The 16,018-nt window shown below is 57.5% G+C and carries 14 protein-coding genes and 2 pseudogenes; 6 read left to right on the top strand and 10 right to left on the bottom strand.

The genetic code is table 11. The features are described from left to right. Window positions 1-102: 102 nt before the first annotated feature. Both GT355_RS15200 and GT355_RS15195 read left to right on the top strand, forming a co-directional pair. Window positions 103-588: a DUF8163 family membrane protein gene (locus tag GT355_RS15200; protein ID WP_160135409.1), complete on the top strand. Its 486-nt coding sequence runs from the start codon at window positions 103-105 to the stop codon at window positions 586-588. Further along, entirely contained in the window at window positions 585-1,478 is an 894-nt protein-coding gene (locus GT355_RS15195; RefSeq protein ID WP_160135408.1) for a DUF7982 domain-containing protein, read from the top strand. Before GT355_RS15200 ends, GT355_RS15195 begins: the two co-directional genes overlap by 4 nt. Here GT355_RS15195 and GT355_RS15190 read toward each other — a convergent pair. From GT355_RS15190 to GT355_RS15175, 4 genes are all read right to left on the bottom strand, one after another. Next, on the bottom strand, window positions 1,475-2,470 hold the full coding sequence (locus GT355_RS15190) for an AAA family ATPase (protein ID WP_160135407.1): 996 nt from the start codon (window positions 2,468-2,470) through the stop codon (window positions 1,475-1,477). The two genes, GT355_RS15195 and GT355_RS15190, sit on opposite strands and share 4 nt — an antisense overlap. 6 nt (window positions 2,471-2,476) lie before the next feature. After that, entirely contained in the window at window positions 2,477-3,538 is a 1,062-nt protein-coding gene (locus tag GT355_RS15185; RefSeq protein ID WP_160135406.1) for a DUF4350 domain-containing protein, read from the bottom strand. Further along, the gene (locus GT355_RS15180; RefSeq protein ID WP_160135405.1) at window positions 3,538-3,813 is read right to left on the bottom strand and encodes a DUF8044 family membrane protein; all 276 of its coding nucleotides are present in this window, start codon (window positions 3,811-3,813) and stop codon (window positions 3,538-3,540) included. Before GT355_RS15180 ends, GT355_RS15185 begins: the two co-directional genes overlap by 1 nt. Before the next feature lie 87 nt (window positions 3,814-3,900). Further along, a complete protein-coding gene (locus GT355_RS15175) occupies window positions 3,901-5,346 on the bottom strand; it encodes a DUF58 domain-containing protein (RefSeq protein ID WP_160135404.1) in 1,446 nt (481 codons plus the stop codon). Between the two features lie 217 nt (window positions 5,347-5,563). Between GT355_RS15175 and GT355_RS15170 the strand changes: the two genes are divergently transcribed. Beyond that, window positions 5,564-6,661, top strand: coding sequence for a DUF1616 domain-containing protein (locus GT355_RS15170; RefSeq protein WP_160135403.1), 1,098 nt, complete (start codon window positions 5,564-5,566; stop codon window positions 6,659-6,661). Between the two features lie 428 nt (window positions 6,662-7,089). On the opposite strand, the gene tbsP (GT355_RS15165) is transcribed toward GT355_RS15170, so the two are convergent. Both tbsP (GT355_RS15165) and GT355_RS15160 read right to left on the bottom strand, forming a co-directional pair. Then, window positions 7,090-7,923, bottom strand: a complete 834-nt coding sequence (gene tbsP, locus GT355_RS15165) for a transcriptional regulator TbsP (protein WP_160135402.1) — start codon at window positions 7,921-7,923, stop codon at window positions 7,090-7,092. Between the two features lie 720 nt (window positions 7,924-8,643). Further along, window positions 8,644-9,615 carry an NAD-dependent epimerase/dehydratase family protein gene (locus GT355_RS15160; RefSeq protein ID WP_160135401.1) on the bottom strand — a complete coding sequence of 324 codons (972 nt, stop codon included), beginning with the start codon at window positions 9,613-9,615 and terminating at the stop codon, window positions 8,644-8,646. Window positions 9,616-10,269: 654 nt separating this feature from the next. On the opposite strand from GT355_RS15160, the gene GT355_RS15155 reads away from it, so the two are divergent. Together GT355_RS15155 and GT355_RS15150 are read left to right on the top strand one after the other, a co-directional pair. Next, on the top strand, window positions 10,270-10,488 hold the full coding sequence (locus GT355_RS15155) for a hypothetical protein (protein WP_160135400.1): 219 nt from the start codon (window positions 10,270-10,272) through the stop codon (window positions 10,486-10,488). 55 nt (window positions 10,489-10,543) lie between these two features. Next, complete coding sequence (locus tag GT355_RS15150; RefSeq protein WP_160135399.1) at window positions 10,544-10,837, top strand: hypothetical protein; 294 nt, start codon at window positions 10,544-10,546, stop codon at window positions 10,835-10,837. Window positions 10,838-11,847: 1,010 nt separating this feature from the next. Here the strand turns inward: GT355_RS15150 and tbsP (GT355_RS15145) are convergent. The 4 genes and pseudogenes from tbsP (GT355_RS15145) to GT355_RS18315 all read right to left on the bottom strand — a co-directional run. After that, a complete protein-coding gene (tbsP, locus tag GT355_RS15145) occupies window positions 11,848-12,675 on the bottom strand; it encodes a transcriptional regulator TbsP (protein WP_160135398.1) in 828 nt (275 codons plus the stop codon). Window positions 12,676-13,527: 852 nt separating this feature from the next. After that, window positions 13,528-13,686: a DUF7563 family protein gene (locus tag GT355_RS18595; RefSeq protein WP_420825976.1), complete on the bottom strand. Its 159-nt coding sequence runs from the start codon at window positions 13,684-13,686 to the stop codon at window positions 13,528-13,530. Window positions 13,687-14,178: 492 nt separating this feature from the next. Further along, window positions 14,179-14,520 (bottom strand): annotated as a pseudogene (locus GT355_RS18320) (DUF7983 family protein); the annotation flags it as partial. A 603-nt stretch (window positions 14,521-15,123) separates the two neighbouring features. Beyond that, window positions 15,124-15,240 (bottom strand): annotated as a pseudogene (locus GT355_RS18315) (PadR family transcriptional regulator); the annotation flags it as partial. Between the two features lie 177 nt (window positions 15,241-15,417). On the opposite strand from GT355_RS18315, the gene GT355_RS18310 reads away from it, so the two are divergent. Then, window positions 15,418-16,018 (top strand): PfkB family carbohydrate kinase (locus GT355_RS18310; protein ID WP_240145835.1); only part of this gene is annotated, 601 nt, incomplete at its 3' end.

Below are 16,018 nucleotides of genomic sequence, written 5' to 3'. Positions count from 1 at the left end.
GCGAGGTGAAATCAAGATGAACGACAAAATATAAACCATCTTATGACGACTCTCATCCGTGAACGACCGTTTCTAGTCCGGCGTTATCCCCAACTCTCTACCATGAGTGTCACCTTTCACGAATCGAACATTCCTCAGTCTTCTCGTATCGCCAGAGCGCTTGCACTGCTCGGAACGCTCGTCGCGACACTCGCGGTCGGAGTGGCAGTCGGCCCGCTCAGTATTCTCGTGGCCGCCGGTGTCGCCAGCGCTCTCTATTTCGTCTCGACGACGGCAGCCTTTGCGCTCGGACAGGTCGTCCTCGTCGCGCTCGTTCCGCCCAGCGGCGCGCTCGCCCTCGTCGTGCTTGCCGAGATCGGCCTGCTCGCGGTGCTTTGCAGCACTGCCGTCGATCACCACGATACGGGACGGCTACTCGTCGCGTCGCTGCTGGCCGGTCTCGCGATCGGAGCGACCGGCTGGCTCGGCCTCCGAACGAGTCAAGCAGTTTGGGTCGCTGCGGGCGCGCTCGCCATCGCCACCGCATTTCTCACTTATGGCATTCACCGATACGAACGAGTGACGCTGGGGTTGGTCGAGAGCGCATGAGCGAGAGCGAAGCACGCGACCAATTCACGGGGTCGGACGAGGCAGAGACCAAAGAAGAAGCAACTGCCGAGACCTCCGAACTTGCCGCACAAGTCGATATCCTTCAGGAGGAAAACCAGCGCCTCCGCGAAGAGTACGCACGAGCGCGTCGAACACAGTACCGTCGGACGGCGCTCGCGTTGGCCGCTGTCGGCTTGCTTGCGACACTCGGCGGGGTGGCCCTTCCCGACGCCCGCACCGTGCTTTTCGCGCTCGGTGGCACCGGCCTGTTCGCGGCCGCGTTGACCCGCTATCTCACCCCGGAGCAGTTCATCTCAGCGTCGGTCGGCGAGGGGATCTACGGCTCGCTCGCGGCGACCGAGGCGGCGCTCGTGACGGAACTCGGACTCCAAGACGAGCGACTGTATCTCCCCGGACCCGACACGCCGAACGGCGTCTCGATACGGCTGTTCGTCCCCCAGCAGTCCGAGTACGAACGTCCGGCACCGGCGGCGCTCGACGCGGTGTTCGTTCTTACTGACAACGAGGCCGAGCGCGGCGTCGCCCTGCATCCGAGTGGCGGTCCCCTGTTCGACGAGTTCCGTCGGACGCTGTCAGGTACACTCGCGGACGAGCCAGGCACGCTCGCCACGCAGCTCGCCGACGGACTCGTTGAGCAGTTCGAATTGGCAGGGAGTGCAACCCCAGAGCGCACCAACGAGGACAGGCAGGTCACGTTCGCCATCAGCGGGAGTGCCTATGGCGCAGTCGATCGGATCGACCACCCAATAGCGTCGTTTCTCGGCGTCGGGATCGCTACCGGGTTGGAGCGGGCAATCACCGTCGAGACCAGAGCAGCCGACGGTGATCGTGCCGACTTCCTCGTGACGTGTTCGTGGGAGCCAAATTAGCTGTCGAAAAATTCGCCACCGTCGGGGGCCGCTGCTGGAGTTGTGACGTCGCTACCTGGCGGTTCGACGTCGTTTTCGATCTCCGCCAGCACGTCCGTGGTCGAGATATCGCCGAGCGATGCGTCGGTGCTCAACACCAGCCGGTGGGCGAGCACCGGTTCGAGTAGCGCTTTCACATCGTCTGGAATGACATACTCGCGACCGTAGATCGCTGCACGGGCTTTCGCCGCGTTAAGGAAAGCAAGCGTCGCCCGCGGCGATGCGCCGTACTCAATATTGGGGTTTTCCCGCGTCGCAGCTACAATATCGAGCACGTATTCTTTGACCGTATCGTCGACGTACACTTCGGTGACCGCAGCGCGTGCGTCGAGCAACTCGTCGGCGGTGGCGACCTGTTCGATGTCGCCGGGACCAAGGTCGGGGTCATTGTCGAAGCGATCAAGAAGTCGCCGCCCTCCCTCGCGGTCTGGGAGGTCAGCCGTGAGCTTAAGCTGGAAACGATCGCGCTGGGCTTCGGGCAGTTCGAAGGTCCCCTCCATCTCGATGGGATTCTGAGTTGCGACAAGCATGAATGGCTCCGGAAGGGCGAGGGTTTCGCTGCCGATCGTGACCTGTCGCTCCTGCATCGCTTCCAACAGCGCACTCTGGGTCTTCGCCGTCGCGCGATTGATCTCGTCGGCGATCACGAGGTTCGCAAACACCGGTCCACGTTGGAGTTCGAACTCCCCGGTCGGCTCCCGATAGACGTGTGTCCCGGTGACGTCGGCTGGCAGCACGTCAGGGGTCATCTGCACCCGGCTGTGCTCCAGTCCGCTCGCCCGGGCGAACAGTCGTGCCAGCGTCGTCTTCGCGACGCCTGGAACACCTTCGAGCAACACGTGCCCCCGCGTCAGCGCCGCGATCGTGAGCCCCTCGACCAGCTCTTCTTTGCCGATGAGTACTGCGTCGATCTCCGCACTCAGCGTCTCGTAGAGCTGCTCGGGGGCGGTCATCGTCCGTTACTCATCCCGACGGGCCATAATCCCTTGTATGACGCGCTCGGTCCGCTCGTCGTCCCAGTCGGGATGGCGCTCGCGAACGAACGCTGCCAGTCCCTCCGGGCGCGACGCCAGCGACGGCTCCTCGGCAGAGCCGACGCGGCCGACAAGCCGCCCGACGACGCCGGGACGGCGTGCAAAGAGACCGATGGCCCCGATGCCGAGCGCCCCGACGACGATCTGGAGGAGCGGCGCGTCCCTGACGATCAACAGCGCGACCGACAGCGGCGGCAGTCCGCCCGCGTGCGAGTAATCCAGCAGGACCCGTTCGTGGGCGCCGAACACCGAGCGGACGAATGCCCGGTTGCCCGATCGATCAAGCATTGCGTTGATGAACAGGCTCGGATCGCCGACGACGAGCACGCGGCCGTCGCCAACCGACTCGGCCGTCGCGACCGGTTTCGCTCCGATCTCTTCGCCGTCATCGAGTTCACCGTTACGATTCTCGTCGACATACGCTACCTCGGAGCTGCTTGCGAGCACTGTCGCGCCGTTCGGGTCGACGGGCGAGCCGTGATTGAGCGTCAGTTCGTCGACACCAGCCATCAGCGAGGCGTTCGAGATGTTGCGCGCGATCGGTAGTGCCGTCGACTGATAGCTATACTGTTCGTCGCGCAGCAACTGGCCGGTCACGCGCGCCCGTGCACCAACCGTATCAAGGAGCGCGTTTGCGTGCTGGCCAAGGTCCTCGGCCACCAGCAGCGTGCCGCCATTGCGAACGAACGAACGGAGCCGGTCGGTCTCGCGCGGCCCGTAGCCGCTTTCGGGCGAGAGGACGACCGCGACCGTCCCGTTCGGCGATGCGCTCGCATATTGCGTCGTGTTTCGGACGATCTCGCTCTCGGCATCGACCGCTTGCGCTTGCTCGCGAAGCTCGGACGCACCGTCCCACGCGTCGTTGTACGAGCCAAACGCCGCAGTTGAGGTACTCGCAGCGACCACGAGGCCAACGACCGTGACGACGGTAAGCGCCACAAGCACGAGCTGTGGATAGCCGACATCGAACCGGTCCCGCAGATTCATCAGAGTACCCCCTCCGGCAGGATCGCAAGTACCCGACGAACGACGACGTAGGCGAAGCCGGCCAGTCCGACGAGGATGATCCATCGCAGCCGCGAGCGCCACTCCGGCGTCACCGAAAACGGGGCGGTGAGTTCGACGACGACCAGGAAGCCGATGAGCGAGATGACGAAAAACAGCTCCAGCGAGAGCGCCCCGAGCAGCGCCAACCCGACGACGGCCGCGAGCATCCAGGCCGTCTGCGCGTAGATAAACCGTTGCCGCCGACGGGTCGCCATACGCTCTCGATGTGTGCCTATCACTAAAACGCGTAGGTATCTCTCGCGTTGCTGCAGTAGCCGGTCTATCCGCCACCCTCGGTAGTCCTACTGGGCGTTTGCTGAGCGGCTGCGCTGGCTCCCGCTTGTAAGCACAGCATCGAGCCGATCGCGCGGACCGACCTCGAACGCGGAGACACGTCTGAGCCGGGCGAGATCGCGTCGGAACGACTCAAATTGCCGGTAACGCTCGTAGGCCTCCTCAAGGTCAGCGAGCCCGCCCGGCTCGAACAGCGCCGTCGGCGTGAGGAAGACGAGCACGCGACCGTTGCCGCGCCGGGCGAGCCTGACCGTCTCGCGGAGTTCAGCGCAATGGGTGTCGTCGGTGAAGATCACCGTCCAGACCGTCCCGGACAGCCCGGCGAGACTGGTGCGTGCGGTTTCGAACAGCGGATCGCCCGCGATGCGCTCGACATACGTCGCCGTCGATTCGAGATAGGCGCCGAGCGTCCGCTCGAAGGCATTCTGACCGGTGAGTCCGCGAGCGATGTGGCGCAGCGTGGCGGGGTCGTCGCGTTCGTCGGCGGTCGTGTCCCCGGTGGTTGGGTCCCTAGTGGTCGGGTCGAGGGCCCGCAGCCGGCGTTTGACATCGCTGTAGCGCCCGGCCGTCGGGGGGCGCCGATCGGTGATGCCGCCGTCATCGACGGCGTAGTAACCGAGCGGGTCGTCGAACTCGTCGACGCTGTCGACGAACGTCAACGCGACCTCCCTGGCGTAGTCGAGCTTCGTCTCACCGGGCGGTCCGTCGCTCATGGACGCACGATGGTCGACGAGCAGCGCCGTCGTCCGATTGGTCTCTATCTCGTACTCGCGGACATACGGCTTGTTCAACCGTGCGGTCGCGTTCCAGTCGATGCGGTCGGCCGTGTCGCCGGGGACGTACTCGCGGAGCTCGCCGGGATCAAGCCCAGCGTCCCGGTGACCGCTCTGGCGTCGTCCGTACGCCGCCATGAGCTGTTCGCCACCCTCGCCGACGTGGACGTTCCGCGGCCCCTGCGGTTCGACAACGACCGACGGCGTCGGTCCGCGTGACAACTGTTCGACGAACAGCCCGTCGGCGTCGCCAAGCGTGAGTGTCGGTTGCAGAAGCTCGTAGGCACCGGCGACCGCCCAGTGGGCTATCACAGCAGTATCGGCTTGTTCGTCGCCGGGCACGAGATCGAGCGTGCGCTCCTCAGCGTCCGTGCCGGTCGCGCTGACCGGCAGGCCGATCTCGATCTCGATCGCCAGCGGGGCGGGACGGGCGAACGATGCCGCGAGCGTGACCGGTGTCTCGTTGCCTGCGACAACCCGGTTTTGGGCCGGGAGCTGCTCGATAGTCATCGTGTTGGTCGTTTCCGATAACGCCCGGGCGAACAGGTACTGACGCCCGAGCAGCCACGCACCGAGGCTCGTCGCACCGACCAACAGCAGCGGGCGAGCGAACGCGATCGCGAGGACGGCGAGCAGAAGGCCCGTCCCGGCGACCGCCCAGTAGCGGCGCGTGACCTGCATGCTACGACGACGAACGCCCATGTAGTTCAACCTACCCATCGCTCTCGGGAATCGTTCCGACGCATCAGGTACGCTGGTCCCAGATGTGTGCCTTCCTCCGACAGTGACTGCTGGGGCTTGCTTGCAACAACCGCCGTCACAGTACTCGCTGGCAGACGGTCGGGCAAGCAAGCGACGAAAGCAAGTCCTTTAGGTGCCGTTGATGAAATCGGAGAGTATGTCTGACGGGACGCTTCGGTTGCTGCTACCGCGATTTCTTCGTCGGTTTCCCGCCGATCTCGCGGCGATCATCCTGCTCGTGCTCGCGACGGGAGTCGCCACGCTCGCACCGATCGTCAGCGAGACGCCGCTGCGGGTCGTCCTCGGGCTCGTCTTCGCGCTGTTTGCACCCGGCTACGCGTTCATTGCGGCGCTGTTTCCCGAACGCGGCCCCAGCGTTCAGGAAGCATCGACGACGGACAGCGAGGCGGGCGAGCGCTCGATAGCGAATCCGAATGAGGCCGAACAGGAGGCAGCGACCGACGCCGGGCTAACTGAGCGTGCTGATCCCCGCCGCGAGGGCAGCATCGACGGCATCGAGCGAGTGGCCCTATCCTTTGGACTCAGCATCGCCATCACACCACTGATCGGGCTGGTCCTGAATTTCACACCCTTCGGTATCCGGCTCGTTCCTATCGTACTCTCGATCGGTGGTTTCACGCTGCTCGCCAGCGCGATTGCCGCGCTGCGCCGTCAGGAGCTTCCAGCCGAGGAACGCTTTCGCGTCCCGTACCGTGCATGGGCAGGGACCGCGCGGGCGGAGCTGTTCGCGCCGGAGACGCGCCTCGATGCCGTCCTGAACGTTGTGTTGGTCGTGAGCTTGCTGCTCGCGGTCAGCAGCGTCGGCTACGCCGTGTTGGTGCCCAAATCCGGCGAGAGCTTTAGCGAACTCTACCTACTCACCGAAAACGAATCCGGTGCGCTCGTTGCCGACGACTACCCGCAGAACTTCACGGTCGGCCAGAGCAAACCGGTTGTCGTTGGAATCGGCAACAACGAACACGAGCAGGTCGACTATTCGGTTATTGCCGAACTTCAGCGCGTCTCGATACAGAACAATTCGACAACCGTCCGCGAGAGTCGGACGCTCGACCGGTTCAATCGGACGATTCCCGCGAACGAGTCGGCTAACTGGACCCACGACGTGACGCCCACGCTGACCGGCGAGCGCCTTCGGCTCACCTACCTGCTCTATCGCGGCTCGCCGCCCGGTAATCCGACCGTCGAAAATGCCTACCGAGAGACGCATCTGTGGGTGAATGTCTCGTCCCGATAGGATGGACACGAAATAAAGATAACACACGAGATGAGTGCTGTCCAAATGTCCTTTAACAAGTGGGTAAGTACGACGTTCCAATGCCAGATGATGAGGAAAAGACAAGGAGCTTAAGAAAGCGGTTCGGCCTCTGGTTACATCGCACGTTAATCAGACTCAGATTGCTAGATCATCCTCGACGAAACAAGCAAACTCAGCAGACCAGCTCCGAGCTAGAGTGGGAAAAGCGCTGGAACATCCTTTGGATCGGCTTTCGAACGATGCTCCTTCTGTTTGGGGTCACGATCCTTATTGGGATCGCATGGATAGTGTTTCAACCTTCGGAACGGACCATCCTCCTTGGGACACTACTCGTGTTGGTTGGCTACGGAGGTGTCACAATCTGGACCCTCTATCGAATGACTAAGGCATATCGGAAACAGCTGTAATTAGACCGGAGCCGCCGAAAGCATCTCGCGAGCGACGCTCGCGAGTTCGTCAGGATCTGCTTCCCGGAGACGCTTGTCGCCCACCACTAAGCGCAATCGTGGCCGCCCAACGTCGATCGGCACTTTCTCCGTGTCGATCAATCCCTTCTCTTCGAGTTGAGTCTTCGTGCGTGAGAACGTCGTCCTGCTCGCGACACCGACATCCTCACCCCACCTCGAAATATCGTATAGCATCTGCTCATGTTTCGCTGCCACCAAGAGACTCAGCCCCACCTCGTCCAATTTACCGTTTTCATTCGTGCTCTCGACCGATTCCAAAATTGTCTGAAAGTCCGACTCCATCTCCGAGCCGAACTCTTCACCGAGCGATTCCAGCACTCGCGAGTACGCCGGCGTCCGCAAATCGAACGCTTCGCCCTCTTTCCAGCGGCTGTTCCAGCGCTCGCGTGCCGCCTCGACGAACTCCTCGTCGTCGGTAACGAGCGCGGCGCTGTGCTCGGCGTCCGGCGTGAGCAGCGAAACGACCGTCTCCTCAGGCGCCACCACCGCGCCGTCTAACCGGTCAGTGGCTGCTCGTATTTCTAGAGTGTCCGCTTCGAGCAACTCCGCTGCCGCACTCGCCAGCATGAAGTCATCGCGCAGCCATTTCAGCACCTCTTCCCGGACGAGCAGGCGCACTTTCGGCGGCTCCTCGCTCTCGGCGAGCATCTCGACGAGTTCGCGCGTCGAATCCTCGTCGAAACCCACTGCAGTCACCGGGCCACTCTCCTCGGCAAAGACCGTCCGAAGGGTTTCACCAACCGACGCCTCTACTTGGTTCGAGTTGATTGTCATAGAGTAGCAATAGTCGTTGAAGTCATATCCACCTTTCGGGTTATATTAGTGGTACTCAATGCGAACGAATGCGATAACGAAGCGCACGACCAGCTTCGAGAAATACCTCACCAAGACAAACCAGTCGCTCACGAAGCTGAACCAACCGTCGAAAGACGGAATCCCCATGCTCTCGTCTCAGCCTTGCTCTGGCTGCGTCTCGAACGAACTCGATCAATATGGTTACCGATCCATCGTCACAGGTAACAGAGGCGGTACTAGCCCATGAACTCGTTCATGCTCTCCAAGATCCCTGGTTTCAGGTATCATTGGTGGGACCTCGTACCTGGCACTATGCGGAAATGCACTCTATCAAGCCACGATTGCAACGCAGGATGAAACAACCCCATCTGGAGTTATGCTCTCACTATTAGTCGTTTTCTTCACCGTACAATTATTTGGAGGCTCTACATTATTTGGTCTGAGTTTTATTTCTATTTACGGAGCGATGATCGTTGGGTATAGTCAGGGTGGACAGAGGAGGTTGTTGAGCCTCTCAGCTATACGCTCTGGGATCTCTACTCGGAATTATCTGAAGTCAGACAATCCTGAGTGAAAGTCTGATCCCTGAATAGAACAACGTGCCCCACCCTTCCGCAATCGGGGCACGTTGGTTGCTCTTGAGTGTCGCCAGCATCCCGATGCATCAGTCCACAGTGTTCGCACAAGTACATTTTGCCCTCAACCTTGTGTAGTTTGTAGCCGCTCTCGTATTGTCTGCTCCAGTGTGTGCTCGGCACTCCAGTTAAGATCGTTGAATGATTTCGTCGTATCCACCTCAAACGATTCAACCATAGTTTCGCCCGCTCGTGGATTCGCGATCAATTCAATATTCACTTCAATCCCACGCTCTTCCTTCGCAACTCGCGCGACCATTTCAGCAACCTCCATTACACTCGGATCTTCATCACTCGCAATTTCGTATCGTTCAACATCCACATTACCGTTTCTTCGCTGCTCAAGCAGCTGCTCGGCACTTCTAATATAGGCATTTGACACGTCCTTGACGTGGATATAATTTCGAGCCTGCGTGCCCGGTTCGTAGACAGTGAGTGTCTCACCATTGAGCGCCCGCTCAAGGAAAAAGTTCGTTACTGTTCCCTTTGAGACGTATTCGCCGTCGATCAAATGTCGGCCATATAGATTGGACTTCATGAATAGATGAGCAGGATAGGCGTTTTGTGCCATTGTTTCAATTACCTGCTCTCCAAGCAATTTGGTCCTACCGTACCAATTTAACGGTTCCCGTGGATGGTCAACTGTAATAGGGAACCGCTGCGGATCGCCAATAACCCCCATACTGTATGGGAAAATGAGGTTGATGCCGCTATCGCGACAGAACCACGCAACATTCCCAGTACCTAGTACATTTACCTCATAGGCAAGATCGCGGTTATTAGCACAGTCCTCAACACCACTAATTGCGGCGAGATGCATGACAACGTCAGCCCCCTCAAGCGCAGTGTATAGGCGTTCTCGGTCTCGGATATCAACGTGTAGAACGTTAACATCACCAATTTGGCGAACATCACCGAGATAGAAGTTGTCGATTGCTGTGATGTTCCAACTTGGATGGTTTCGTTGGATCTGTTTAACGATACAACTTCCAATATAGCCTGCTGCACCAGTGATAGCAATCGTTGGTGCCTTCATTGGAACCTATCCATAAAGAATAAGAGTTCACGGTGTTCTTGAATCCAGAAAATGCTACTTGTTACCTTACAGGACAAGAGAATCAACGTCACCATAAACCACGTATTCGTAGAGTAGGGATAAGTCTCTCTTTTCATGTAAGTGCCATCGCTCGTTAATCCAGAGATATAATTAATTCCCCCTGTTCTGTCGGTTGAGGGACAAAAGAGTAATAGTATTAGCGCATTTAGGAGTTACTCACGAAACGAGTAATTATGGACAGTACTAAGCAAAATGAGATGAAAGAGAGCGGCGAGTTGGATGAGTACGATGAGAAGGATGTACCATCAGCGCATCTTGAGGATATTGCGGATGGGGCGGGATGCGTGGAAATTTGGGATCATATCTCAGAACAGCGTAACGACTCATAAGATCTCGTCATTCTACGCGGGCGATATGCAAGATACGCCCTCTGTACCTCTTACGCCGATTTCAACCAGTCGGTGATCTGTGATGTGAGATACTCTGAGATTCAGTGCTGATCCCTATAGTGCGTCAGCAGGCTGAGCGGGAGCGAGAGCGGGCGGAGATGACGTCACTAGTGAAGGGGGGGGTGATACATTGCAGGTGGGGCGACTGGGGTGTATGTAGTGCTGATAGGAGCGGTGTATCTGCATGTCTGCCCTGATTGGCGTGCTGTTCTGGATGGACGGGGAGGGCTGGTGGTGGGCACTCCTCGCTATCGGGGTGACCAACGTCTTTTGCGGGGCCGCGATTCAGTATGACGACGACCCTGACGAGTATTCGGTACATGGTGGGCTGATCGCTGTCGGAGTTGGTGCGACCGTGGTTGAGCTCGTGGTGTTCGGATACATTGCGATACTGTCGGTCTGAGAACGAGCGAGTTCTACGGGTCGGATTCTTGTGGGATGACCGACAAACGTGAGCCATGGCTAACTTCGTTGACCGACTACCGCTGCCCCGGCTCTACCTCCAGTCGGGAATGATGGTCTTGGGTGGGCTTGTCGTCGCCCTGATCGGCGTGCTCTTTCTGATAGCTGGCGAAAGTAGCTGGTGGGTGATGTTCGCTGTCGGTGGGATCAGCGTTTTCAGCGGGGCCGTGACCTATTATCAGAACGATCCTGTGGAGTATTCCACTGGGGATGTTTGGCTCGTGCTCGGAGTCGCTGCCGTCATTCTTGAACTCGCATTGCTGGCTCTCGTGGCGTATCCCATGATATGATAAGGGGAACGCGCGCGTTGTGGGGCCAAGGTTTCGAACTCGTTTGAGAGCATCCACGAGGTCGCTCTCGTTCTCGCTCGTCCGGTGGTCACTAGAAGATCGAGAACAGTGTTTCTCGCCTCGAGGATATCGTCGACGATGGCGAGCGCGTCGAACAGCCGAGCCATGAGATCGAGGTGGTGGTCGGTCTGTGCAATCGTCTCGATTGTGTCGGTGGCGTTACCACGAAGTTACGCCTGGACCCACTCGTCGCTCCAGAGGTCCTCCTCGAAGAGGGTCTGGCGGTCCTCGATATCGCTGCGAAGCGCCTGGACGAGCCAGGTAGCGTGGTCGAGATAGAGACCAGCATCTCAATACTCATAGAGATGCTTATGTCGATTATTCTACTGTCGAAAAGGTACTCCTTTCCAACCATCCCAATTACTTCAACTTGGCTTAGCCACTCTACGATTCCCACGTCTTCTACTCTGTTTACTACCTACACTGAGTAGAGTGTGCACACGGTTCAAAATTGGTTGATCCACGACTCCCAGAGCGGCTCCGATAGACCCGGAGACTCAGGGATTAGTCTTGATTTGGATCATGTTATTGCAGTGCGTACAAGGGACTTGGTCGGCTGAATCCGAATCGTCGTATTCTGTTTCCTCTCCACAGTTATCGCAGGTGATTGTTGCCATGCCATCTATCTTCGTTCTGCCATTTCATGAAGATTCCGCGGGCCTGTGCAACCATGCGCCCACATGTTTGAGGGAGCTGTAAGTACTACAGTAACGGAGTCGGAAGCAACAACGCAAGCCCCAGCGTGCCGCTCACCACACGTTGCCGATTCTTCTCGCGAGATCTACTCATCACTAACAACTCTCCGGGATTCGGTTGGCGCTTAATGTCTTACCAAACAATCGAACCCGATTTCGGTTCGAACGTTAGGTAAGAGTCCATTTCGAGCCAGCCCGAATTTTCATTGCAACTTAGGAAAGGGCCAGTAGGCTCTGTCAAACCAACTGAGAGAACTATGCCGCTTTTGAGAGCAATCGCTGAGCGACATCTGGGAGAGCGTCCATATCAGCGTCCTGCAGTTCATCCTTACTGAGGAGGAGTCGGAGACGCGGCCGACCAACGTCGATCGGGACCTTCTCGGTCTCGATAAGACCATTTTCTTCGAGAGTGGTCTTCCCTCGCGAGAAGGTTGCCTTGCTCGCAACGCCGACCTCCTCGCCCCAGTTCGAGATATCGTAGAGGAGGAGTTCGTGCTTGGCAGCGACAAGAAGGCAGATATCCACCACGTCAAGGTTCTCATCGCTATGAGTGTTCTCGACAGCGTCAAGCATCGCTCGGAAATCCGTTTCGACCTCCAAGCCGAATTCCTCATTGAGCGACTCTTCAATCCGTGAGCGTCCTGGGGTTCGGAGGGAGAACTCTTCGGCCTGGTTCCAACGGTCAGTCCATTTCTCATTCACTGCACCGACGAATTCCTCATGCTCAGTCGGGAGTCCTACCGAGTGCTCACTAGCGGTAACGAGCGAGACAACTGATCCTCCAGAGATGACCAATTGGTTCTCGAGTGCGCCTTCCTCCGTCTGAATCGAGAGAGTCCCACTCTCGACGAGGTCTGCAGCCCCGCTCGCCAGGTCGAAATCGTCTCGAACCCATCTCAATACTGATGTGGTCGCAAGGAGATGGACAGTCGGTGGGTCATCTCTTTCCTCGAGTACGGTGATGAGCGCCTCAACGAGAGCTTCATTGAACCCAATGCAAAGAAAGTCATGTGACTCATCCTCAAGAATTTTGTCGAGGAGATTCGACTTGGATATCTCTGCAATCGGTTGACTAGGTACCATGTACTAACCTTACTTCGGAGCTGTATCGGTCTTTTGTCTAAGTGGTAAGTGCGTCATATTAGTATTGGAGAGATCGGCGAAATTCAAGCATAGTAGCGAGATGGTTTGGTATACTATCAGCAGCATTCACTTGATATCTGCTTTATCTAAGATGTGTAGGCTCATCCGAGCTCTCTGGGTGATAACTTGAGCCTCTTATTCAGAAAGAGTTCTTTCTAGGCTTTTTCTCTCCAGCCAGAATGACCCAACAGTGATTATTCTGCAGGTTGATGCTCCGACTCTCTAAGTTACGACGAAGAACGGGTTTCACGCGAGGCGGCAGGAACTATGCTTTCGATGATGTGTTGGGGTACACACGTGATCGGCGTTTCTACCTCCAACGCTACTGGGGGTCCAGCGCACATCGGCAACGCCCACCACCTCACTTTGTGACCGCCTTCGTATCTGAGTAGAGTATGTCGTCAACAATAAATATGTGGCTATGACAGTTGTCTATAATCAAAGAATTGATAAGTGAAAGAAGATTTTCACACGAGCGGAACGGAACTATGCTTTCGTTGGTGTGTTGAGCGATCTCTGGAGAGTGATTTATATTCATCGCCACTGGAAATCTAGCGCTCACCAGCAACGCCCACTGCATCACAGTCGCGGCACTCAACGACGGGTTTCCCGGCCGACTGTTTCAGGAAGCGACTGACTAAGGTCATCTCCTGGTTAAGCAAGCAGACAAGCTAGCTGCGATGTCGTCTACCGGGCCAACTAAACGGGTTCCGGTTGTCCCTTTCTCCTCGGAGAGGATGAAACTTCTCACCAGTTCTGTCCCTGTCTTCTATCGTCTACCGCTCACACATCTCAATTGCGCCGTTGGGACTTCGCTTCTCGAACACTCCCATTCTCGCGGATCAAATCTGGACAGTTCGGGCATACCCGCACGGAAGTCATTCCAGGTGGGGCGAACACTCGGACGTACTGCTCAGTCACGAAGCTACCACAATTCTCGCACTCCGGCATATCCGGGTGCTCTCATGACATTCTGATAAACCTACTGATTCCCACCAATCTCTTACACCAGGGTGGGTGCCGTCCAAGTTTCGAACGCCTGCCTTATCGCCGCACTTCCGCAGTATTGCTCTCAGTAAACGATCGGTCGATGCTCAACCGCCGCTTGAGTCCCACTACTACCCGTCCAAGCAACGTTCCTGAGTGTGTATCGATATCAGCCGAACAACCGGCTCGCGTTCGTTCAGCGCTGTACCCACCACACACCGGACAGGTGTGACGCTCCAGCTCGAACGCTTTACCGCAGCCACAGCAGATATACACAGAATCAGCTTCAACCATCTGCTTTCGATTAGTGGTTACTTCCCATGATCTACGTCGATATTTCAACTTGCTTACATAAATTATATATGCTTTGTGGAGAGGCGTATCGGAGCTCGTGCATCTACGACTCCATCTCAAACCCCTGTCCCTCTGGCAAGATCCTCTATTCTAGTGTTCTCCTCAGCTCCCACTGAACGAACTCGCCGGTGAGAACTCAGTGAGTTTTCGATCTCCTGTTCCAATCGCTCGGCTTCCTGACGCAGCACCTCTGCCTCGAGATCGTTGCTGACCGCTAGCCGGTCTTTCATCCTTACAAGCGCGTCTCCCTGCGCTCTTCGTCCACCTCTGCTTTCCGCACGTACTCGTTCTCACTCATATCATGTACGTCCGATTCCGAGACGAGACGACATCCAGCGTTTCCTCAATCTTGCTCCGGTCAATGCTGAGCAGTTGCTCACGTTTGATGCCCGTTTCGTCAAATGCTTCGAGCACCTCCTCGTCGTCTTTGAGTGAGGGAGGTCGTCAGTCAGTCCGCGTCGGTGTTTGAGTGTTCCTGGTGATATGGTAAAGACCCGAGAGGTTGCACTTGCACGCAATCGAATTTTCGTGTATCTGTTCTCGTTTGGCCAGCGAATTACATCGAATCAACACGTTTCATCAGCCGGCGGCATTCCGGACACGACAGCGACGCTCCTTCATCGCCGCTAAGCTGGTGACCACACTCGACGCACTCGTAGACGAACGACCCCATACGAATAGGTGACAAATATTGCGTGCAGCTACAAGAGGCTGTTCGTCATTTTCATAGCGAACATGCTACCACCCTCAATCATCCTCACCCGAATTCACGCCTCAGAGTCACTCATCATGCATTTGTCGGTCAATTCCCGTTCGCACGAACTCCTCAGAAATGACCTCAATAGCGAATCGTCCCGTCTGCTTTTTCACGCACGCATGCGGTACAGAACGTCATCCGGCGTTTGGTTCCGTCTTCTAGAACGTACGTTTCACGCTCGCGGTCAACAGCCCTTCTCGAACCACAGTTCGGGCATGGGATGAGACTTTTATCGACGTTCCTCTCATCGCTCATTGGTTGGTTCGTTCTTAATATGCGAGCGGTGGCTATCAAGCCTCGGCAGCAACGTATTGTTCTTTCCACTCGCGACGGGCCTCGATTTCGCGGCGGCCACGCTGAGTCACCTTGTAGTAGTTCGTCCGCCGATCGATCTGGCCCTTTTCAACAGAGGTCGGCTAGCTACATTCATCATGCACGGCTATCTACGAAATTTAAACGGCTGGATAGGTTTGAAACCAGTTACATGACAAATCCACTCTGCCTATCTTCGAGGCAGATCAATATATGTTCGACCGAGCGGCCCGGACGCCAAGACCTTTCCTAACGAGTGGCGAGGGGACGACATGACCGATCCTACAATCCTTGTCGCTGGCGAAACACTTGTCGACTTCCTCCCCGTACAGTCGGGACCCCTTTCCGGCGTTGAGACATTTTCCCGGCGGGCAGGGGGTGCGGCTGCAAACGTGGCAATCGCGCTTGCGCGGCTCAATGATCAGCCGTGGTTTCTGACGAACGTCTCAACGGACGGCTTCGGCGACTTTCTCGCCGCGACGCTCGAAGCCAATCGAGTCCCCCACCGCTTCGTAACACGGTCCGACCACCCGACCACGCTTGCGTTCGTCGCACACGACGAGTACGCGGATCGAAGTTTCACGTTCTACGGGACGGACGCCGCCGCCCACCACCTCAGCGCGGGCGCGGTGTCGAATGCGGTACTCGACTCGCTTGAATGGGTCTGCGTCAATGCGCCGGTAGCTCTCGCAGCTGAACCCGCCCGGTCGGCACTGAACGACCTCTGCGAGCGCGCTCGTGAACACGGCTGTCACGTGATGTTCGATCCAAACACTAGACGGGAATTATGGCCTGACGAGGACACCTTCCATGAAACACTCGATGCTATGCTCAATCAGGCGGACGTAGTGAAGACGTCGGTCGAAGACCTCA

The organism is Halococcus salsus (genome assembly GCF_009900715.1).
GTDB classification, from domain to species: domain Archaea; phylum Halobacteriota; class Halobacteria; order Halobacteriales; family Halococcaceae; genus Halococcus; species Halococcus salsus.
The sequence above is the reverse complement of the archived record's forward strand: the minus strand, read 5'-3'. Positions and strand labels throughout refer to the sequence as shown.

Coding starts and splice junctions, on each gene's coding strand:
- GT355_RS15200 (WP_160135409.1), top strand. CDS start 103: ATGAGTGTCACCTTTCACGAATCGAACATTCCTCAGTCTTCTCGTATC.
- GT355_RS15195 (WP_160135408.1), top strand. CDS start 585: ATGAGCGAGAGCGAAGCACGCGACCAATTCACGGGGTCGGACGAGGCA.
- GT355_RS15190 (WP_160135407.1), bottom strand. CDS start 2,470: ATGACCGCCCCCGAGCAGCTCTACGAGACGCTGAGTGCGGAGATCGAC.
- GT355_RS15185 (WP_160135406.1), bottom strand. CDS start 3,538: ATGAATCTGCGGGACCGGTTCGATGTCGGCTATCCACAGCTCGTGCTT.
- GT355_RS15180 (WP_160135405.1), bottom strand. CDS start 3,813: ATGGCGACCCGTCGGCGGCAACGGTTTATCTACGCGCAGACGGCCTGG.
- GT355_RS15175 (WP_160135404.1), bottom strand. CDS start 5,346: ATGCAGGTCACGCGCCGCTACTGGGCGGTCGCCGGGACGGGCCTTCTG.
- GT355_RS15170 (WP_160135403.1), top strand. CDS start 5,564: ATGTCTGACGGGACGCTTCGGTTGCTGCTACCGCGATTTCTTCGTCGG.
- tbsP (WP_160135402.1), bottom strand. CDS start 7,923: ATGACAATCAACTCGAACCAAGTAGAGGCGTCGGTTGGTGAAACCCTT.
- GT355_RS15160 (WP_160135401.1), bottom strand. CDS start 9,615: ATGAAGGCACCAACGATTGCTATCACTGGTGCAGCAGGCTATATTGGA.
- GT355_RS15155 (WP_160135400.1), top strand. CDS start 10,270: ATGTCTGCCCTGATTGGCGTGCTGTTCTGGATGGACGGGGAGGGCTGG.
- GT355_RS15150 (WP_160135399.1), top strand. CDS start 10,544: ATGGCTAACTTCGTTGACCGACTACCGCTGCCCCGGCTCTACCTCCAG.
- tbsP (WP_160135398.1), bottom strand. CDS start 12,675: ATGGTACCTAGTCAACCGATTGCAGAGATATCCAAGTCGAATCTCCTC.
- GT355_RS18595 (WP_420825976.1), bottom strand. CDS start 13,686: ATGCCGGAGTGCGAGAATTGTGGTAGCTTCGTGACTGAGCAGTACGTC.